Consider the following 18,895-nt stretch of genomic DNA (forward strand, 5'->3'; position numbering starts at 1 on the left):
ACATACAGCATCTACAGTAATGAACACAACAGAATGGCCCCAACAATAGCTGGGCCAGGTCGCCGCAAGTTTTACCGCGGCAAATGAAAAATCAAATCACGAAACACTTAAGGGTCAATACGTGCCGAACGCAGGAGGAATGCCGGTACCGGACCGTCATTGCCGAAGGGCGAGCCGCTATCGTTCTCGTTTTCCGCCTCGCGCGTTTCGGCAGGACGGCGGTTGCGGGTCCGTGCCGGGCGGGCATCGGCCTGTTCGGGCCTCGACTCAGCGGCTGGCCGCTGTTCACCGCGTGGGCGCTGCTCGCCGCGTGGCTTTGGCTCACTGCGCGGGGTTTCCTCCCCCTTGGCCTCGATCTCGGCCTCCGGCTTGGCTACAGGGCGCGTCCGGGGCTGGCGGCGTGGCGTGGCCTCGCGCGGTGCTGCCGCTTCGGCAGGCTGCTCAGCGGCAGGCGTTACAGCATCTGGCGCCGCAGCGGCAGGCTGGGCGACGGCAGCGGCGGGCGCAGCGCCTTCCGCCTGTGGTCTTGTGCGCGGGCCGCCGCGACGTGTGCGGGCGGGCCGGGCCGGGCGATCCTCGGCGTCGGCATCTGGTGCCGCGGCAGCAGTGGCAGCAGGAACTGGCCGCCGGCCGGTATCTTCCAGATAGTCGATGGGCTTCTGGATCAGCTTGATGATGGCGTCGAGATGCTTGGTGTCACCAGGCGCCACCAGCGTATAGGCAACGCCCGAGCGGCCGGCGCGGCCGGTGCGGCCGATGCGGTGCACATAGTCCTCGGCGTGCACGGGCACGTCGAAGTTGAACACATGGCTCACTGCCGGGATGTCGAGGCCGCGGGCCGCGACGTCGCTGGCCACCAGCAGGGTCAGGCGGTTGTTCTTGAAGGCATCGAGCGTTTCGGTGCGGCTCTTCTGGTCCATGTCGCCATGGAGGCCACCGACGCTGAAGCCGTGTCGCTCAAGCGAGCGGGCAAGGGTCGCCACGTCGCGCTTGCGGTTGCAGAAGATGATGGCATTGGTCAGGCCGGTGGCGGCATTGATGCGCTCGCGCAGCATGTCGCGCTTGTCTTCCGGCTTGGAGCCGACGCGGACCAGCTTCTGGTCAATGGTTTCGGCGGTCGAGCTCTGGCGCGACGACTGGATATGCACCGGATCGTTGAGGAACTTCTTGGTGAGCCGCTCGATTTCCTTGGACATGGTGGCCGAGAACAGCATGGTCTGGCGCCGCGGCGGCAGGCGGCCGCAGATCTTTTCGATGTCGTCGATAAAGCCCATGTCGAGCATGCGGTCGGCTTCGTCGATCACCAGGATCTCGACGCCATTGAGCATGATCTTGCCGCGCTCGATCTGATCGAGCAGGCGGCCCGGAGTGGCGATCAGCACGTCCACGCCGCGATCGAGCTTCTTGTTCTGCTCTTCAAACGACACGCCGCCGATGATCAGCGCCATCGAGATGCGGTGGTTCTTGCCGTATTTCTCGAAATTCTCGGAAACCTGCGCCGCGAGTTCGCGCGTCGGTTCGAGGATCAGGGTGCGCGGCATGCGGGCACGGGCGCGGCCGTTTTCCAGCAGCGTCAGCATGGGCAGCACGAAGCTGGCCGTCTTGCCGGTGCCGGTCTGGGCAATGCCGATAATGTCCTTTTTCTGCAGGACATGGGGAATAGCCTGAGCCTGGATTTCGGTCGGCTTGGTGTAGCCCGCAGCGGTTACTGCGTCGGTTACTTTGGTGGACAGGCCGAGCTCGGAAAAATCGTCAGTCAAATTGGGTAATCCACTATGAAACTTGGCCCGGGGCCAGGTCCGGTTCGAGACATTCGAACGGTGCGCCGGGATGGTCAGTTGTGGTGCGGGGCCGCTGCCGGGAGATAGCATCCACACCTGGGATGGCCACCGGACGGATGCACCAGGTGCAGATACGCCGGAATAGCCCCCAGACACCGTAGCAAAGCAGGTCATTGTCCGTGTGACAGGCCGCCAAGCAGAGTGCCCTAGCGGCGCGGACCATAACGCAAAGGCCTTGTCTGTCAACGGTGTTGCGCCGTTTAGCCTTAATTGGAGGCTGCATGCGTCCAGTTGAACGACGGCGACCTGCTGTCGGGGCGCCGACCGAGACAGTACAGGGGCTAGATATCGAGGTCGGTGACGAAGGCAGCATTCTCCTGGATGAAGTCAAAACGGGCTTCCGGCTTGGTGCCCATCAGCCGATCGACGCTGATACGGGTGGCATCCAGATCATCGCGCACCTTGACCTGGAGCAGGGTGCGGCTCTTGGGCGACATGGTGGTTTCGCGCAGATGCGCGAAGGGCATTTCGCCCAGGCCCTTGAAGCGGGTAGTATCGACCTTGCCCTTGCCGGTGAATTCGCTGGCCATCAATTCCTCGCGATGGGCGTCGTCGCGGGCATAGAGCGTCTTGCCGCCCTGGCTGATGCGGTAGAGCGGGGGCAGGGCCAGGAACAGATGGCCGCCATCTATCAGCTTGGGCATTTCCTGGAAGAAGAAGGTCATCAGCAGGGCCGCGATATGGGCGCCGTCGACATCGGCATCGGTCATGATGATGATCTTGTCGTAGCGCAGGTCTTCCTCGCGATAGCGGTCGCGGGTGCCGCAGCCGAGCGCCTGGATCATGTCGGAGATCAGCTGGCTGGCCGCCATCTTTTCGCGGCTGGCGCCGGCGACGTTGAGGATCTTGCCGCGCAGCGGCAGCACGGCCTGGCTGGCGCGGCTGCGTGCCTGCTTGGCGCTGCCACCGGCCGAGTCGCCTTCGACGATGAAGAGCTCCGCGCCCTGGGCGGCGGTCTGGGTACAGTCGGCCAGCTTGCCGGGCAGGCGCAGCTTGCGCGTGGCGCTGGCGCGATCGATTTCCTTTTCCTTGCGGCGGCGCAGGCGCTCTTCGGCGCGTTCCACCGCCCAGTCGAGCAGCTTGCCGGCCTGGTTGGGCGAGGCGGCCAGCCAGTGATCGAACGCGTCGCGCAGGGCGGTGTCGACGATGCGGGTGGCTTCGCCCGAGGCCAGCTTGTCCTTGGTCTGGCCGACAAATTCGGGCTCGCGCACGAAGACCGACAGCATGGCATTGCAATGGGCGAAAATGTCTTCCGCCGTCAGCGCCGCAGCGGCCTTGTTCTTGGTCAGCTCGGCATAGTTCTTGAGGCCGCGCAGCAGCGCCGAGCGCAGGCCGGCCTCATGGGTGCCGCCATCGGGGGTGGGCACGGTATTGCAGTAGGATGACACGCCGCCATCGCCCAGGGTCCAGGCAATGGCCCATTCGACGGCGCCCTGGGTGCCCGGCTTGCCATGGCTGCCGGCGAAGAGGTCGTCGACGATGCGGGTTTCGCCCTCGATGCGGGCGGTCATGAAGTCCTTGAGCCCGTCCGGATAGTGGAACACTGCCTTGGCGGGGGCGTCCTCGGTGACAAGGGATTCGTCACAGCTCCAGCGCAGCTCGACGCCGGCAAACAGATAGGCCTTGGCGCGGGTCATGCGGAACAGGCGGGCAGCGGAGAAATGCGCCGTCTCGCCAAAGATCTGCGGATCGGGATGGAAGCGCGTGGTGGTGCCGCGGCGGTTGTTGACCCGGCCCATGGGCTGGATCTCGCCGACCGGCTTGCCGCGGGAAAACTGCAGGCGGTAGAGCTGCTGTTCGCGGGCGACCTCGACGACCATGTCGTCGGAGAGCGCATTGACCACCGAGATACCGACGCCGTGCAGGCCGCCCGAGGTTTCATAGGCCTTGGAGTCGAACTTGCCGCCGGCATGCAGGACCGTGTGGACGATCTCGAGCGTCGAGCGGCCGGGATATTTGGGATGGTTCTCGACGGGAATGCCGCGGCCATTGTCGACCACGGTGATATAGCCGTCGGCGCCCAGATGCACCTCGATGCGCGTGGCGTGGCCGGCAATGGCCTCGTCCATGGAGTTGTCGATGACTTCGGCAAACAGGTGATGCAGGGCATTGGAATCGGTGCCGCCGATATACATGCCCGGGCGCCGCCGGACCGGCTCAAGCCCTTCGAGGACCTCGATATCGGCAGCCGAATAGGAACCCGCGGTGGGGGTTACGCCTGTGTTCTTGGGCGCTGGCTTGGCGGCCGGGGTCGGGCTGGCGGTGGGCTCATCTGCACCGAAAAGGTCTTCTGCTTGCGACATGCACGTTCCGTATTTGGTGCCCGAATCAGGCGTTTTCCAGTTCTATCATATTCCACTGGCCCGTCGGGGCAGGGGCGCGGGGCCCCCTGATTTGCCCACAAAGCTGAACGGGCGATGAACGGCCGGTTCCGGCGCGGTTCAAGGGCAGGGGACTAGACAGAGGGGCAGGACGTCAATTCGTCCCGATCGGGGTGGAGAGGTTTTCCACATGGCTTTGCCGGCGGCGGCAGCAGGGAGAGTGCGATGAAACGATGGGCAGCCGGACTGATGCTGGCCGTGACGCTGGCGGGAACCGTGGCGGCGCCGGTGCAGGCGCAGCCCTTTGGCCTGTTCTTTGGCGACGAGCGCTCCGACTTCTATCCCGAGCGCCTCTCCTGCCTGACCGACTATCAAATTCGCCAGGCCATCGCCGATCTTGGTTATCACGACATCTATCTCAACGTGGCGATGGACAAGCGCATCCAGGTGCGCGCGACCCAGGGTGAGTGGGTCTATCTGATTGAATTCAATTACTGTTCTGCCCGCATCGAGAGCCAGAAAAGGCTGCGGCCGGCCGGCTGACGGGCCGGTTCGGGACAAAACCGTCCCGGAATCGGGCGGCCTATTCACATTCCGTTTGCTTCTTGAAAGCACTTTCTTAAAGGCACGCTGCTAGACCAGTCGGCATACGGTTTTTGTTTGGAGTATCCGTATGCGAGCCGATCGGGATCTTCGTTCTGCGTTCCAGATTCCGACTGGCTCGGCTGCTATCGGCACTTGGCCGCAAGCCGGGTTAAACAGTATTGCGTACCGGCTGGCCAAGCTCACTGTCCCGCGTATTGGGGCATTGCTGATCGTTTCTGCCTTGTTTTATCTGGTCTGACCGGCTGCGAATTGATTTTCGCGGCCGGCCCAGCTATGGCTGGTGCGTCCCAAACACCAGCGACAGGAGGGCTGCATGATCGTTTACAAGCATCACCGTCAGCGTGGCCCCGTCTTCGCCCTGTGGCAGCAGCTGCAGGGCTGACCGGAGCTGGTTCGGACGCTTTTCGCCATCCCCCCTTCTGGTTTGCCCTTCGAGGCGGTCGACTGACCGCCAATTGACGGCATCCGGCGCCCCCTGGCGGCGCCGCTCCAGAAAGACACAAAATGGGTTCGATCAGCCTTCGCAATGCCGGCCTGGTGGCCGCAGACACCCTCTTTTCCAACCTCAATATCGTGCTGGCCGATGGTGACCGGCTGGGCCTCGTCGCCGGCAATGGCCGCGGCAAGACCAGCCTGCTGCGCGCCATGGCCGGACAAAGCGAGCTTAGCCAGGGCGACATCGTGCGCTCGCGCGGGCTGCGGGTGGGCTATGTCGAACAGGACATGCCGCCGGCCAGCATGACGATGACGCTTTACGACATGGTGCTGTCGGCCTTGCCGGAAGCCGAGCGCGACAGCGACAGCTGGCGGGTCGACGTGGTGCTCGACGAGTTCGAGACGCCCGCGGCGCTGCGGCAACGCCCGCTCAGCCAGCTCAGCGGTGGCTGGCAGCGCATTGCGCTCATTGCCCGCTGCTGGGTGCTGCAGCCCGATGCACTGCTGCTGGACGAGCCGACCAACCATCTCGACCTGGGCAAGCTGGTGCAGCTGGAAAACTGGATCAACCAGGCGGCCCGCAACATCCCGGTGGTGATCGCCAGCCATGACCGGGAATTCCTCGACGCCACCACCGACCGGACGCTGTTCCTGCGTCCCGATGCCTCGCCGTTCTTTGCCTTGCCCTATAGCAAGGCCCGCCTGGCGCTGGCCGAGCTGGACGAAGCAGCCGAGCTGGCGCGCGAGCGCGACCTCAAGGAGGTCAGCAAGCTGCGCAAGCAGGCGGCAAAGCTCACCAATATCGGTATCAATTCGGGCAGCGACCTGCTGGTGGTCAAATCGAAATATCTGCGCGAGCGCGCGGCAAAGATCGAGAACGCCGCGCGCGCCGTGCACAAGGAGCGGAGTGGGGAGATCAGGCTGGGCAATAGCGGGGCGCAAGCCAAGGTCATGGTGGCCTTCGACGCGGTGACGGTGGCGACGCCGGCCGGCGACAAGCTGTTCGTCATCGACAAGCTGCATGTGTTCCAGGGCGATCGCCTGGTGATCCTGGGCCGCAACGGCACCGGCAAGTCCCAGTTCATGGGGCTGCTGCACCGGGCGATGAGCGGGCAGGAAGTGCCCGGTATCCGTGTCAGCCCACAGGTTGTGCCGGGCTATGTCGACCAGGCCATGTCCATGCTGCCCGACAAGCGCTCGCTGCTCGACTACATCACCGGCCGGTTCGATGCGGGCGACCAGCGCAGCAAGAGCCTGCTGGCCGCAGCCGGCTTCACCCCGGAAAAACAGGAGCGGCCGATCGGCGAGCTGTCCTTCGGGCAGCGGGCGCGCCTGGGGCTCCTGGCCCTGCGGCTGCAGGCGCCCAATTTCTACCTGCTGGACGAGCCCACCAACCATGTGGACATTGCCGGCCAGGAGCGGCTGGAGGCCGAAATCCTGACGCATGGCGCCACCTGCATACTGGTCTCGCATGATCGCAGCTTCGTGCGTGGCCTGGGCGAGCGCTTCCTGCTGATCGAGCGCCACAGGCTGGTTGAGGTCGACTCTCCTGAGCCGTTCTTTGCCGCGATGGCGGCCGAGCAGAGCCTGGCCGGCGGGCTCGCTGCCGGCAGCAGGTGAAGCATCGATGTGAAAATGCCGCAGGGGTACAAAAGGCCGTCGATGGATGCTGGCCTCGGCTGGTCGGTTGCTACCGTCGACCAGTAAATCTCTAGCAATTGCCGAGAAGGATTGTTAACAAACCACCGATACACTTTTGTTCATATTGCGAACTAAAGCAAATTCTGCCCAAATTTCGGGCGTCGACTGGCTTGGTTCTTTTTCGGACGAATGGGAGGGACCCATGTCGCTAAGCGCCGAAAGTGGTCTTGCACCACCAAGGTCCGACTATGATTTGCACGATGTGCGCTTCATTGGCGCGGTGGGCGGTCGTTATGCCCTGGTTGAACGCAAGCAAAGCGGGGCCAAAAAGGCGCCGGTTTATGCCTGCCGGCTGTGTTCGGTATCGACCCGCAATGCCGTGGTGGTCGGCCCGGTCGTGGGCAAGCAGGGCGAGGGGGTTACCGCCCATTTCGACGCCTTCGGCATCCTGCGCGGCCAGATCAGCCGGCAATTGCCGAGCGGCTTCGTGATGGACCTGTCGCTGAGCTCGGAGGCGCGCGACAAGCTGGGTCGCAAGATCTCCTGGCACAAGAAGCGCGTCTACGAGCAGGTGGAAGATCGGCGCGAATTCAAGCGCGTGCAGCTGCGCGATCCGCGCACCATCATCACCCTGGCCGACGGGACGCAGGTGCCGTGCTTTGTCATCGACGTCTCGCAATCGGGCATTGCCCTTTCCGCGCAGACCCAGCCGCCCATCGGGACGCCCCTTGCCGTCGGCAAGCTGGTGGGGCGTGTGGTCCGCTATCTCGATATCGGCTTTGCCGTCAAATTCCTGGCGCTGCAGGACCTCGAAACCATCGAAGCCCTGATCGTGCCGGCCAAGCTGACCCCGATCACCGCCGAGGATGGCGAGACGGGCTGAGAGTACTATGGCGACGCCGGCGTGGGCATGCCGCTTCCGAACTCCTGGCCAGCCTCAACCCAGTTCCTGGGCTAGTCCGAGCAGCAGACCTTCCGGGCCGCGGATATAGCAGAGCCTGTAGGTGTCCTGATACTGGACCACTTCGCCAACCAGTTGCGCACCAAGCGGAAAAAGCCTTTCGAGCGTGTCGTCGAGGTCGTCCACGGTGAACATGACGCGGAGATAGCCAAGGGCATTGACCGGGGCTTGCCGGTGATCGGCGACGACCGCGGGTGCAAGGAAGCGGGACAGCTCGAGCCGGCTATGGCCGTCCGGCGTCTGCATCATGGCAATCTCGACATGCTGATTGCCCAGTCCGGTGACACGTCCCGCCCACTCGCCTTCGATCGTGGCGCGCCCTTCGAGCGCAAGGCCGAGTTCGCGAAAGAATGCGATGGCCGTGTCCAGGTCCTCGACGACGATGCCGACATTGTCCATCCGCTTGAGCGCCATGCTTCATTTCCTGTTTCAGTTCTGTCTGCACGTATCGGCGCTGGCTTGGGGCATGTCGACCTATGGCGTCCGTGGCGTCGATGCCCGCGCCCCGGTCGCAAGGGAGAACTAGTAGTTGGCGCCGCCGGCGATTTCGCGCAGTTCCAGCACGATGTCGGTGAGGCCGTTATCGATATGCAGCTGCAGGAAGGCGCTGGCCAGAGCCGTGGCTGATTGAAGATCGGGCGCCTCGAACACGGCATAGCCGCCGACGACCTCCTTGGCCTCGGCAAACGGGCCATCGGTGATGGCGACCGCGCCGGTGTGCCCCTTGAGGCGCTTGCCTTCGTCCGCGGGCTTGAGACCGCCGGTCGAGACCAGGGCGCCACTTGCCAGATTTTGCTCCATCCAGGGGCCCGTGGCGTCCATCAGCCCCTGCGGGATCTGTTCCGGCTTGAGGTCGGCGGGCGGGATAATGCTCATGAAATAGCGCATGCAGATTCTCCGGTTGGCGGGGCCAGCAGTGGCCTTGCACTGACACTACGAGTGACCGGGCGCAGAATCGACACCACGCGGCAGATTTGTACTTGCTGTCCGCAAGTTGGCTTGACCTCGGCCGATGCGGGGCGTGTCATGCTCCGCCATCAAATCGGCAAAGAAAAAGGGCGCCTTGCGGCGCCCTTCTCGTGTCGGCTGGTTCGGCTTAGGCCGAGTAGTACATTTCGTACTCCACGGGGTGTGGGGTGTGCTCGAACTTGATCACTTCGGCCATCTTGAGCTCGATATAGGAGTCGATCTGGTCGTTGTCGAACACGCCACCGGCGGTGAGGAATTCGCGATCCTTGTCGAGGCTCTCGAGCGCTTCGCGCAGCGAACCGCAGACGGTCGGGATCTGCTTGAGTTCTTCGGCGGGCAGTTCGTACAGATCCTTGTCCATCGGCTCGCCGGGGTGGATCTTGTTCTTGATGCCGTCGAGGCCGGCCATCAGCATGGCCGAGAAGGCCAGGTACGGGTTGGCCAGCGGATCGGGGAAGCGGATCTCGACGCGCTTGGCCTTGGGCGACTGGCCGAAGGGGATACGGCACGAAGCCGACCGGTTGCGGGCCGAATAGGCCAGCAGCACGGGGGCTTCAAAGCCGGGCACCAGGCGCTTGTAGCTGTTGGTGGTGGGGTTGGAGAAGGCGTTGATGGCCTTGGCGTGCTTGATGATGCCGCCGATGTAGTAGAGCGCGTCCATCGACAGGCCGGCATACTGGTCGCCGGCGAACAGCGGCTTGCCGTCCTTCCAGATCGACTGGTGGCAGTGCATGCCCGAGCCGTTATCGCCATAGATGGGCTTGGGCATGAAGGTCACGGTCTTGCCATAGGCATTGGCGACCTGGTGGATGACATACTTGTAGATCTGCACGTCATCGGCAGCCTTGATCATCGGCGCAAACTTGATGCCGAGTTCATGCTGGGCCGAAGCCACTTCGTGGTGGTGCTTTTCGACAACCACGCCCATGTCGGCCATGGCGGCGAGCATTTCGCCACGGATGTCCTGGGCGCTGTCCAGCGGGGGAACCGGGAAGTAGCCCTTCTTGAGGCCGATATGGTGACCATTGTTGCCCGAGTCATAGGCAGTGTCGTTGTTGGACGGCAGTTCGGGATGGTCGACTTCAAAACCCACCTTGAAGGGGGTGTTGGAGTAGCGCACGTCGTCGAACATGAAGAATTCGGGCTCGGCGCCGAACACGACCGTGTCGCCGATACCGGAGGACTTGAGGTAAGCCTCGGCCTTCTTGGCGGTGGTGCGGGGATCGCGGCTATAGGGCTGGTAGGTCAACGGCTCGAGAATGTCGCAGTTCACCACCATGGTGGAGGCGCCGAAGAAGGGGTCCATATAGGACGAGGCCGGATCGGGCATCAGCACCATGTCGGACTCGTTGATGGCCTTCCAGCCACCGATCGAGGAACCATCGAACATGGTGCCTTCTTCAAACAGGTCTTCGTCGACGATCGAGCAGTCGAGCGTGACGTGCTGCAGCTTGCCGCGCGGGTCGGTAAAGCGCAGGTCGAGATACTTGATGTTCTCGTCTTTGATGCGCTTGAGGAGGTCGCTTCCGGTGGTCATAAATGGTCCCCTGTCTAAATCGGAAATCTGGTGGTTGGGCACGGCGAAACGCGTGCGAGGTGCCATACCTCGCCTGACGGGCGCAAGGCCCTAGAGCGCGTCGTCGCCGAATTCTCCGGTACGGATACGGATGGCTTGCTCGATCGAATAAACAAAGATCTTGCCATCGCCGATACGGCCGGTCTGGGCGGCGTTGCGGATGGCTTCAATGGCCTTTTCGGCCAGCTCGTCGGGGCATACGACCTCGACTTTGACCTTGGGCAGGAAGTCCACCACATATTCGGCGCCGCGATAGAGCTCGGTATGGCCCTTCTGGCGGCCAAAGCCCTTGGCTTCGGTCACGGTAATGCCCTGGAGCCCCACTTCCTGCAGGGCCTCTTTGACTTCGTCGAGCTTGAACGGCTTTACGATAGCCTCGATTTTCTTCATTTGAGCCTCCACGGGTCATTTGGGCGGTTACCGCATAGCCGTATGCACGGCCTGTGCCAGCTCGATCAGACATCAAAAACAGCATCAATGCCAATGGTTTATGTGAATTTACCGGAGAGTCGATCCTCCGCCGCCTTACGTTGAATGCGCAATATATAGGCATGTTGCACAGCAATTGAGCGGAATAGTGCCGCTGCCAGCGGCATGCCGCGGGGCGAGCGCCGCTAGTTTGTGCAGTTTGGTGGCAAAATCCCGATGGGGCGCGGCAATCGGCGCAAATCGAGCAGCTAGGCTTTGACTGGCTTTCCGTCTTCCTATAGATGCACAGCCAACCCGGCCAACGGGTCCTTTTGCGGGTGTGGCGGAACTGGTAGACGCACTGGATTTAGGTTCCAGCGCCGCAAGGCGTGGAGGTTCGAGTCCTCTCACCCGCACCAAACTGGATCTGGCCCTCCAATGACAATGATCACGGGATTGAACCGAATGCAGGTTACCGAAACCCTCAATGAAGGCCTGAAGCGCAAGTTGAGCGTCACCATTCCGGCCGCCGACTTGAACGAGCGTCTGGGCGCCAAGCTCGAAGAGCTCAAGGGCCAGGCCAACATCAAGGGCTTCCGTCCCGGCAAGGTGCCGATGGCGCACATCAAGAAGATGTTCGGCCGTTCGGCGATGAGCGAAGTGATGACCGACGCGATCAATTCGTCGGTCTCAGACACGCTCGAGAAGCGCGAAGAGCGCGCTGCCGCCCAGCCCAAGGTCGATCTGCCCGACGATCAGGCCGTGATCAACGAAGTGCTCGACGGCAAGGCCGACCTGGCTTTTGAAGTCGAATACGAGATTCTGCCGCCCGTCACGCTGATGGAGCTCAAGGGCGTGCCGCTGACCAAGCCGATCATCGAGATCACCGATGACGAGGTGACCGCCGAGGTCAACCGCGTGTTCGCGCAGAACCGCGGCTATACCGACAAGGGCGATGCCGGCGTCGTTGAACAAGGCGATCGTCTGGGCCTGAGCTTTGTCGGCAAGATCGACGGCAAGGAATTTGACGGCGGCCGTTCCGACCATGCGCACCTGACCGTTGGCGCCGGCGAGTTCATTCCCGGTTTCGAAGAGCAGCTGATCGGCTTCAAGAAGGGCGAGACCCGCGAGATCGAGGTTACCTTCCCGGCCGACTACCAGAGCGCCGAACTGGCCGGCAAGAAGGCGACCTTTGAGGTCTCCGTGCTGCATGTCGATGGCCCCAATGCCGGCGAGCTGAACGACGAGTTCGCCAAGCGCCTGGGCGTCGATGACGTCGCAGCGCTGCGCGATGCGGTCAAGACGCAGATGGAAGCCGCGCTCGGCACCATGAGCCGCCAGCACATGAAGCGCCAGGTGCTCGATGCGCTTGACGATGGCCACAAGTTCGACGTGCCGGCCCAGCTGGTCGATGCCGAATTTGCCAGCATCTGGCAGCGCGTGGAGCACGAAGTGCAGAGCCACGGCCGCTCGTTTGAAGACGAAGGCACCACCGAGGAAGCAGCGCGCGAGCAGTATCGCCGCATTGCCGAGCGCCGCGTGCGCCTGGGCCTGGTGGTTGCCGAGATCGGCAACAAGAACGACGTCAACGTCACCGAGGAAGAGCACCAGCAGGCACTGATCGCCGAAGTGCGCCGCTTCCAGGGCCAGGAACAGCAGGTTTATGACTATTACCGTCAGAACCCGCAGGCACTGGCCGGTCTGCGCGCCCCCGTCTTCGAGAACAAGGTCGTCGACTTTGTCATCGAGCAGGGCAAGATCACCGAGCAGAAGATGGGCCGCGAAGAGCTGGCCAAGCTGATCCAGGCCGACGAGGACGAGGTCCCCGAAGAGCACCACCACTAAGGTGTCCTGACGCCAGAAATCGAGCCGCCCAGAAATGGGCGGCTTTTTTGTTTGTGGTGTACAACGCTGCCAAACCAATGACCTGCGAGACAACATGACCGCTTCCAGCACCGATATTCTCCTGACCCCGCAGCAGATGGGTGCGGCCGACCGGCTGGCGGTGGCGGCCGGCGCCAGGTCGCTGCAGCTGATGGAGGCGGCCGGGCAGGCCGTCGCCGCGGCGGTATTCGAGCATTACTACCAGCGCTCGGTGCTGGTGCTGTGCGGGCCGGGCAATAATGGCGGCGACGGCTTTGTGGTGGCGCGCCTGCTGACGCAGAAGGGCTGGCCGGTGCAATTGCGCCTGGTGGGCGATCCGGCAGCGCTCAAGGGCGATGCCGCGGCCATGGCCAGGCTGTGGACCGGTCGCCTCGTGCCGCCCACGGCCAAGGATATCGAGGATGCCGACCTTGTCATCGATGCCCTGCTCGGCGCGGGCCTCGACCGTGATGTGGCGGGGCCGTTTGCCGAGATCATAGAGGCGGTCAATGCCAGCAACCGGCCGGTGGTGAGTATTGACGTGCCGTCGGGGCTGGACGGCGCTACCGGGGCGCTGCGCGGCCCCACCATGATCGCCGAGCTGACCGTGACCTTCTTCCGACTCAAGCCGGGCCACCTGCTGCAGCCGGGGCGGGAATATTGCGGTGACGTGGTGCTGGCCGATATCGGCATTCCCGCCAGCGTGCTGGAGACGATCGGCGCGGCGACCTGGCAGAACACGCCGGCTCTGTGGTCCGTGCCCGTGGCCAGCATGGGCGGCAACAAGTTTGACCGCGGCCATTGCGTGGTGGTGTCAGGTGGGGCGCTGCAGACCGGCGCGGCGCGGCTGGCGGCCATGGCGGCGTTCCGGGTGGGGGCCGGCGTGGTGTCGCTGACCGGGTCGGAGGCCGCGCTGCAGGTGCATGCCAATCACGTCACGGCGGTGATGCTCAAGCCGGCCGAGGACAGCGCGGCGCTCGCCGCCCTGCTGGCCGACAGGCGCATGAATGCCGCGGTCATCGGCCCCGCGGCCGGGGTGAGTGCGCAGACGCGCCAGAACGTGCTAGCCGTGCTGGCTTCGGGCGCCGCCACGGTGCTCGATGCGGATGGCTTGACGGTCTTTGCCGGCGAGCTGGCGGCTTTGGCCATGGCGATCAAGGCACAGGCCCGGCCGGTGGTGCTGACGCCCCATGAGGGCGAGTTCGACCGGCTGTTCGGCGATCTGGCGGGCGGCAAGCTGGAGCGGGCGCGGGCGGCGGCCGAGCGCTCGGGCGCCATCATCGTGCTCAAGGGCAGCGATACGGTGATCGCCAGCCCGGACGGCCGCGCGGCGATCAATGCCAATGCCCCGGCCTGGCTCGGCACGGCCGGCTCGGGCGATGTGCTGGCCGGCATGGCGGCTGGGCTGATGGCGCAGGGCATGGAGGGCTGGGAAGCCGCCTGTGGTGCCGCCTGGCTGCATGCCGAGGCCGCCAACCGCTTCGGCGGGCCGGGCCTGATCAGCGAGGACCTGCCGCTGCTGGTGCCCGGGGTGCTGGCAAGCCTTTAGTCCTGCGCCGTCAGTCCCAGCGCACCATCAGTTTTTCGAGCCCGTGGAAGTGGTAGACATCGTTATAGCGCGACGCTTCTGCCAGGCGCAGTTTCGGTAGCCGGCGGAACAGCTCGCTGAAAGCCACCTGCAGCTCGATGCGGGCAAGCGGCGCGCCGATGCAGAAATGGATGCCGGCGCCGAAGCTGACATTGGCGCCGTCGCCGCGGAACGGGTCGAAGCGGTTGGCATCGGCAAACCGCAGGGGATCGCGATTGGCCGCGCCCAGCATCAGGCCGACCACATCGCCCTTGCGCAGGCTGATGCCCGCATAGTCGAGGTCGCTCAGCGCATAGCGGGTGAAGAGGTGCAGTGGCGCGTCAAAGCGCAGGCACTCCTCCACCGTCGCTTCGGTCTGCTCCGGCGTCGAAAAAAGCGTAACCGGATCGATACCGCTTTCGAGGATGGCTTTGACGCCATTGCCCGTGGTGTGGACGGTGGCCTCGTGCCCGGCATTGAGCAGCAGGATGGCGGTGGACATCACTTCGGCGTCGCTCAGGCGGTCGCCGCCGCGATCCGAGGTCAGCATATGGCTGAGCAGATCCTCGCGCGGCTGCTTTCGGCGCTCGGCAATGGTGGCCGCCAGGAAATCCATGAAATCCTGGGCCGCCTGGTTGGCGTCCAGCTCGGTCGCGCGGCTGACGCCGAACATGTACATGGCCACCATGCGGTTGGACCAGGCCAGCAGCTGCGGCGCGCTCTCGGCCGGCAGGCCGATCATTTCGGCGATGATGATGGCCGGAATCGGCGCGGCAAAGGCCTTGATCAGGTCGACGCACTCCTCGCCCTCGAAGCTGTCGATCATCTCGTTGGCGAGGCGGATGATGCGCGGGCGCAGCTGCTCGACATGGCGCGAGACGAAAGCCCGGTTCACCAGGGTGCGCAGGCGGGTATGGGCGGGCGGCTCGAGATTGAGCAGGGAATGCTGCTCGGTCAGGTCAAAGGCGGCCGTATGCGGCTGCGGCGCGGGCATGCCCAGCTCCTCGCGCGTCGCCACATGCAGGATCTCCCGGCCGAAGCGCTTGTCGCGGAGCAGGGCGCTCACATCCTTGAAGCTGGCAAAGCACCAATGGCCATACTGTTCCCAGAAGAAGACCGGGCTCTCGGCGTGCAGCCGGTCATAAAAGGCATAGGGGTTCTGGAAGAAGGCGGGGTCGCGCGGATCGGCGCTGGCGCGTCTCTGGCTGGGGACGTCGGTGATCGGCTTGAGCTGGATGATGGCGGCCATTTTTGCCTTCGGGGATGGTGTCGGGTGACCTTACGGCCTGGCAGCAGGAAGGCAACCGAGGGACGATTTATTCCCCCAGCGCAATGCGTTATGTTGGGACGGACTGCACCGGCTATCGACGTCCACCATTTTTGTAGCACTTTTATAATTGTCTCATATATTATGTGATACTATAATGATCGAGATCATCTGGGATGAACCGAAACGGCGAGCCAATCTGGCCAAGCACGGACTGGACTTCGCGGACCTGGATGAGGATTTTTTCAACGATGCCGTGGTGGTCACTGCACATTCAGGGCGCCGCATGGCCATTGGGTGGTTCGAGGGTGTGGGGATTGTCGTGATCCACGTTGTCTATGGCTTGGAGGCCATTTCGGTGATCTCGATGCGACGGGCCAGTGCGGCGGAAAGGAGTGTCCTATGAGCAGTGATTTCAAACCAGGGCAGGGCTATACGCGCGAAGACTGGGACGCGGTCGACAGTCCGGAACTGACGGCCGAAGAACTGGCGACGGCCCGCCCTTTTGCCGCGGTTTTTCCCGAGCTGGCCGAGAACATCCGGCGGTCGCGGGGGCGGCCGAAAATCGAGGCACCCAAGCAGCAGATCTCCCTGCGGCTCGATTCCGAGGTGATTGAAAAGTTCAAAGCCACAGGAAAAGGTTGGCAATCGCGCATCAATGATGTCTTGAAGGCAACCAAACTCTAGACCCGATCCTTTGGAGCCCGAATTGAGCGACCTGACCCTGACCGAAGCCGTCGATGCCATCTACGCGTCGATCAAGAACAACAACGAAGACATCGACCTGCACATCGCCGCGCTCAAGGCAGCGATGGCGCGCGAAGGCGCCAAGGAAGCCGTGTTCGAGCCGGCCAAGCTGGCCCAGTCCAACCGGCAGGGTCGCAAGATCATGCAGTCCTATTTCAAGAAGAAGGGCGTCGCCGTTAGCTTCACCGCCTGAGCCTGCGGCCGGCAGCAGCTGGAGCGCGGCGGAATGCGACGGGGCAGGGCAGGATTGCCGCACTACGGCAGCAACCCGTAATTAACCCCGCGCCGGAAGAATGGCGTCAGTGGCACTCGGCCTATTGAAGAGCGCTGCAATGCCGCCTATCTGTGCCTCTACCGCGCAGTGATGCGGCTTCGGGTGCAAGCGGCAGCCGGGCTCACTTGAATTGACACGATCGCCAGGGCGGGCCTTACTGTTCCAGGCGGCCATCGTGTCCCAACCAACGACAATGCGAACCGGTGCGCGAACCGGCACAGCAAAGGGGCAGTACATGCGGGATCCGCACGATATCTACATGAATACGCTCGTTCCAATGGTGGTGGAGCAATCCAACCGCGGCGAACGCGCCTTCGACATCTATTCGCGCCTGCTGCGCGAGCGCATCATTTTTGTGACCGGCGTGGTCGAGGACAACATGGCTTCGCTGATCGTGGCGCAGCTGCTGTTTCTCGAATCAGAGAACCCCAAAAAGGAAATCGCGCTCTACATCAACTCGCCAGGCGGCGTGGTGACATCGGGCCTGTCGATCTATGACACCATGCAATTCATCCGTCCGGCCGTCGCCACCATGGTGATGGGCCAGGCGGCCTCGATGGGCTCGCTGCTGCTGGCAGCCGGCGAAAAGGGCATGCGCACCAGCCTGCCCAATTCGCGCGTCATGGTCCACCAGCCTTCCGGCGGCTTCCAGGGTCAGGTCACTGACATCATGATTCATGCCAAGGAAGTCGAGGGTTTGAAGCGCCGGCTTAATCAGATCTATGAGAAGCATACCGGCCGTACCTACGAGGAAATCGAGAACGCTCTCGAGCGCGATCGTTTCCTGTCGCCGGAAGAGGCGATGGCCTTCGGCCTGATCGACAGCGTGCACGACAAGCGTATCGTGCCGGAGTCACAGGCCTGACCCCGGCTGCGTTAATCACAATGCTGCTGCGCCGTGGACTGTGATCCATGCGCGATTGCACCAAGCCGGATCGGTCTTTAGGATCGGTTCGGCTTAGACTTTCTTTAGGCTCAGGCTTTACCTTCACGGGAATGCCTGGTTTTGGGGGCGCTCTGCCTCCGGGAGTGACGAGATGTCCAAAGAGACAACGAACGGCGAAACCTCCAAGAACACGCTTTATTGCTCGTTCTGCGGGAAATCCCAGCACGAGGTTCGCAAGCTGATCGCCGGTCCGACCGTATTCATCTGTGATGAATGCGTCGAGCTGTGCATGGACATCATCCGCGAAGAGAACAAGACCTCCATGGTCAAGTCCTCCGAGGGCGTGCCGACCCCGGCAGATATCTGCAAGGTGCTCGACGATTACGTCATCGGCCAGTATCGCGCCAAGCGCGTGCTCTCCGTGGCTGTCCACAACCACTACAAGCGCCTGCACCACGCCTCCAAGAACCAGGACGTGGAACTGAGCAAGTCCAACATCCTGCTGATCGGGCCGACCGGTTCGGGCAAGACGCTGCTGGCCCAGACGCTGGCCCGTATCCTGGATGTGCCCTTCACCATGGCTGATGCCACCACGCTGACCGAAGCCGGCTATGTCGGCGAGGACGTGGAAAACATCATCCTCAAGCTGCTGCAGGCCGCCGACTACAATGTCGAAAAGGCCCAGCGCGGCATCGTCTATATCGACGAAGTCGACAAGATCTCCCGCAAGTCGGACAATCCCTCGATCACCCGCGACGTGTCGGGCGAAGGCGTGCAGCAGGCTTTGCTCAAGATCATGGAAGGTACCGTTGCCTCGGTGCCGCCCCAGGGTGGCCGCAAGCATCCGCAGCAGGAATTCCTGCAGGTGGATACGACCAATATCCTGTTCATCTGCGGCGGCGCCTTCTCGGGCCTCGAAAAGATCATTTCGGCCCGCGGCGAAGGCTCGGGCATCGGCTTCTCGGCCGTGGTCAAGGATCCCAATGATCGTCGCGTCGGGGCAATCCTGGCCGATGTGGCGCCGGAAGATCTGGTGCGTTTCGGGCTGATCCCCGAATTCATCGGCCGTCTGCCGGTGCTGGCAACGCTCGAAGACCTCGACATTGCCGCCCTGATCGAGATCCTGACCTCGCCCAAGAACGCGCTGGTGCGCCAGTACCAGCGGCTGTTCCAGATGGAAGACGTGGAACTGACCTTCAAGGAAGAGGCCCTCAAGGCCATCGCCGAGAAGGCCATCGAGCGCAAGACCGGCGCGCGCGGCCTGCGCTCGATCATGGAAGGCATCCTGCTCGACACCATGTACGATCTGCCTTCGCTCGAAGGCGTCGAAGAAGTGGTGATCTCAGCCGAAGTGGTGAATGGCAAGGACGTGCGTCCGCTCTACATCTATTCGGAACGCAAGAAGGACGACGCGCCCGCAACGGCGTAGTTCTTTTGCCAAGATGAATCGAAAACGCCGGGCCCTAGGGTCCGGCGTTTCTTTTATCGCGGGTGTCGGGTGTGTCGCTGATGGTTCGTCGTGTTGATGATGAA

The 18,895-nt window shown here is 63.1% G+C and carries 17 protein-coding genes and 1 tRNA gene; 11 read left to right on the top strand and 7 right to left on the bottom strand.

The genetic code is table 11. The features are described from left to right. Window positions 1-107 precede the first annotated feature (107 nt). Both GDR53_RS17705 and parE read right to left on the bottom strand, forming a co-directional pair. On the bottom strand, window positions 108-1,760 hold the full coding sequence (locus GDR53_RS17705) for a DEAD/DEAH box helicase (RefSeq protein ID WP_232846665.1): 1,653 nt from the start codon (window positions 1,758-1,760) through the stop codon (window positions 108-110). 362 nt (window positions 1,761-2,122) lie between these two features. Then, entirely contained in the window at window positions 2,123-4,144 is a 2,022-nt protein-coding gene (parE, locus tag GDR53_RS17710; RefSeq protein WP_193335742.1) for a DNA topoisomerase IV subunit B, read from the bottom strand. A 243-nt stretch (window positions 4,145-4,387) separates the two neighbouring features. Here parE and GDR53_RS17715 point away from each other — a divergent pair, with 243 nt between their 5' ends. From GDR53_RS17715 to GDR53_RS17725, 3 genes are all read left to right on the top strand, one after another. Then, complete coding sequence (locus tag GDR53_RS17715; RefSeq protein ID WP_193335743.1) at window positions 4,388-4,705, top strand: hypothetical protein; 318 nt, start codon at window positions 4,388-4,390, stop codon at window positions 4,703-4,705. Between the two features lie 567 nt (window positions 4,706-5,272). Then, window positions 5,273-6,823 carry an ATP-binding cassette domain-containing protein gene (locus tag GDR53_RS17720; RefSeq protein ID WP_193335744.1) on the top strand — a complete coding sequence of 517 codons (1,551 nt, stop codon included), beginning with the start codon at window positions 5,273-5,275 and terminating at the stop codon, window positions 6,821-6,823. 223 nt (window positions 6,824-7,046) lie between these two features. After that, on the top strand, window positions 7,047-7,727 hold the full coding sequence (locus tag GDR53_RS17725) for a PilZ domain-containing protein (RefSeq protein ID WP_193335745.1): 681 nt from the start codon (window positions 7,047-7,049) through the stop codon (window positions 7,725-7,727). Between the two features lie 54 nt (window positions 7,728-7,781). Here GDR53_RS17725 and GDR53_RS17730 read toward each other — a convergent pair whose 3' ends face one another. The 4 genes from GDR53_RS17730 to GDR53_RS17745 form a co-directional block, all read right to left on the bottom strand. Then, window positions 7,782-8,219 carry a VOC family protein gene (locus tag GDR53_RS17730; protein WP_193335746.1) on the bottom strand — a complete coding sequence of 146 codons (438 nt, stop codon included), beginning with the start codon at window positions 8,217-8,219 and terminating at the stop codon, window positions 7,782-7,784. 108 nt (window positions 8,220-8,327) lie between these two features. After that, window positions 8,328-8,693, bottom strand: coding sequence for a YciI family protein (locus GDR53_RS17735; protein WP_193335747.1), 366 nt, complete (start codon window positions 8,691-8,693; stop codon window positions 8,328-8,330). A gap of 208 nt (window positions 8,694-8,901) precedes the next feature. Beyond that, window positions 8,902-10,311: a type I glutamate--ammonia ligase gene (gene glnA, locus GDR53_RS17740; protein ID WP_193335748.1), complete on the bottom strand. Its 1,410-nt coding sequence runs from the start codon at window positions 10,309-10,311 to the stop codon at window positions 8,902-8,904. 90 nt (window positions 10,312-10,401) lie between these two features. Beyond that, window positions 10,402-10,740, bottom strand: a complete 339-nt coding sequence (locus tag GDR53_RS17745) for a P-II family nitrogen regulator (RefSeq protein WP_035079039.1) — start codon at window positions 10,738-10,740, stop codon at window positions 10,402-10,404. Between the two features lie 352 nt (window positions 10,741-11,092). Between GDR53_RS17745 and GDR53_RS17750 the strand changes: the two genes are divergently transcribed. The 3 genes from GDR53_RS17750 (at window position 11,093) to GDR53_RS17760 (ending at window position 14,170) form a co-directional block, all read left to right on the top strand. Next, window positions 11,093-11,177, top strand: a tRNA-Leu gene (locus GDR53_RS17750). A 46-nt stretch (window positions 11,178-11,223) separates the two neighbouring features. Next, window positions 11,224-12,603 carry a trigger factor gene (gene tig, locus GDR53_RS17755; RefSeq protein WP_193335749.1) on the top strand — a complete coding sequence of 460 codons (1,380 nt, stop codon included), beginning with the start codon at window positions 11,224-11,226 and terminating at the stop codon, window positions 12,601-12,603. Between the two features lie 94 nt (window positions 12,604-12,697). Continuing rightward, window positions 12,698-14,170: an NAD(P)H-hydrate epimerase gene (locus tag GDR53_RS17760; RefSeq protein ID WP_193335750.1), complete on the top strand. Its 1,473-nt coding sequence runs from the start codon at window positions 12,698-12,700 to the stop codon at window positions 14,168-14,170. A gap of 10 nt (window positions 14,171-14,180) precedes the next feature. Here the strand turns inward: GDR53_RS17760 and GDR53_RS17765 are convergent, their stop codons facing one another. Further along, window positions 14,181-15,437, bottom strand: a complete 1,257-nt coding sequence (locus tag GDR53_RS17765) for a cytochrome P450 (protein WP_193335751.1) — start codon at window positions 15,435-15,437, stop codon at window positions 14,181-14,183. 175 nt (window positions 15,438-15,612) lie between these two features. Here GDR53_RS17765 and GDR53_RS17770 point away from each other — a divergent pair, with 175 nt between their 5' ends. The 5 genes from GDR53_RS17770 to clpX all read left to right on the top strand — a co-directional run bounded on the left by GDR53_RS17770 (window position 15,613) and on the right by clpX (window position 18,791). Beyond that, window positions 15,613-15,861: a BrnT family toxin gene (locus GDR53_RS17770; RefSeq protein WP_193335752.1), complete on the top strand. Its 249-nt coding sequence runs from the start codon at window positions 15,613-15,615 to the stop codon at window positions 15,859-15,861. Then, complete coding sequence (locus tag GDR53_RS17775) at window positions 15,858-16,142, top strand: BrnA antitoxin family protein (protein WP_193335753.1); 285 nt, start codon at window positions 15,858-15,860, stop codon at window positions 16,140-16,142. The genes GDR53_RS17770 and GDR53_RS17775 overlap by 4 nt, the downstream gene beginning before the upstream one ends. Before the next feature lie 22 nt (window positions 16,143-16,164). Then, window positions 16,165-16,395 (top strand): hypothetical protein, encoded by a 231-nt coding sequence (locus GDR53_RS17780; RefSeq protein ID WP_193335754.1) that lies wholly within the window; start codon window positions 16,165-16,167, stop codon window positions 16,393-16,395. A gap of 316 nt (window positions 16,396-16,711) precedes the next feature. Further along, window positions 16,712-17,341, top strand: coding sequence for an ATP-dependent Clp protease proteolytic subunit (locus GDR53_RS17785; RefSeq protein ID WP_193335755.1), 630 nt, complete (start codon window positions 16,712-16,714; stop codon window positions 17,339-17,341). Window positions 17,342-17,513: 172 nt separating this feature from the next. Further along, a complete protein-coding gene (clpX, locus tag GDR53_RS17790; protein WP_193335756.1) occupies window positions 17,514-18,791 on the top strand; it encodes an ATP-dependent Clp protease ATP-binding subunit ClpX in 1,278 nt (425 codons plus the stop codon). The last annotated feature ends 104 nt before the right edge of the window (window positions 18,792-18,895 follow it).

The sequence above is a fragment of the Devosia beringensis genome (assembly GCF_014926585.1).
GTDB lineage: Bacteria > Pseudomonadota > Alphaproteobacteria > Rhizobiales > Devosiaceae > Devosia > Devosia beringensis.

Excerpts from the sequence above, each read along its gene's own strand:
- parE (WP_193335742.1), bottom strand. The coding sequence starts at position 4,144 with ATGTCGCAAGCAGAAGACCTTTTCGGTGCAGATGAGCCCACCGCCAGC.
- GDR53_RS17715 (WP_193335743.1), top strand. The coding sequence starts at position 4,388 with ATGAAACGATGGGCAGCCGGACTGATGCTGGCCGTGACGCTGGCGGGA.
- GDR53_RS17720 (WP_193335744.1), top strand. The coding sequence starts at position 5,273 with ATGGGTTCGATCAGCCTTCGCAATGCCGGCCTGGTGGCCGCAGACACC.
- GDR53_RS17725 (WP_193335745.1), top strand. The coding sequence starts at position 7,047 with ATGTCGCTAAGCGCCGAAAGTGGTCTTGCACCACCAAGGTCCGACTAT.
- GDR53_RS17730 (WP_193335746.1), bottom strand. The coding sequence starts at position 8,219 with ATGGCGCTCAAGCGGATGGACAATGTCGGCATCGTCGTCGAGGACCTG.
- GDR53_RS17735 (WP_193335747.1), bottom strand. The coding sequence starts at position 8,693 with ATGCGCTATTTCATGAGCATTATCCCGCCCGCCGACCTCAAGCCGGAA.
- glnA (WP_193335748.1), bottom strand. The coding sequence starts at position 10,311 with ATGACCACCGGAAGCGACCTCCTCAAGCGCATCAAAGACGAGAACATC.
- GDR53_RS17745 (WP_035079039.1), bottom strand. The coding sequence starts at position 10,740 with ATGAAGAAAATCGAGGCTATCGTAAAGCCGTTCAAGCTCGACGAAGTC.
- tig (WP_193335749.1), top strand. The coding sequence starts at position 11,224 with ATGCAGGTTACCGAAACCCTCAATGAAGGCCTGAAGCGCAAGTTGAGC.
- GDR53_RS17760 (WP_193335750.1), top strand. The coding sequence starts at position 12,698 with ATGACCGCTTCCAGCACCGATATTCTCCTGACCCCGCAGCAGATGGGT.
- GDR53_RS17765 (WP_193335751.1), bottom strand. The coding sequence starts at position 15,437 with ATGGCCGCCATCATCCAGCTCAAGCCGATCACCGACGTCCCCAGCCAG.
- GDR53_RS17770 (WP_193335752.1), top strand. The coding sequence starts at position 15,613 with ATGATCGAGATCATCTGGGATGAACCGAAACGGCGAGCCAATCTGGCC.
- GDR53_RS17775 (WP_193335753.1), top strand. The coding sequence starts at position 15,858 with ATGAGCAGTGATTTCAAACCAGGGCAGGGCTATACGCGCGAAGACTGG.
- GDR53_RS17785 (WP_193335755.1), top strand. The coding sequence starts at position 16,712 with ATGCGGGATCCGCACGATATCTACATGAATACGCTCGTTCCAATGGTG.
- clpX (WP_193335756.1), top strand. The coding sequence starts at position 17,514 with ATGTCCAAAGAGACAACGAACGGCGAAACCTCCAAGAACACGCTTTAT.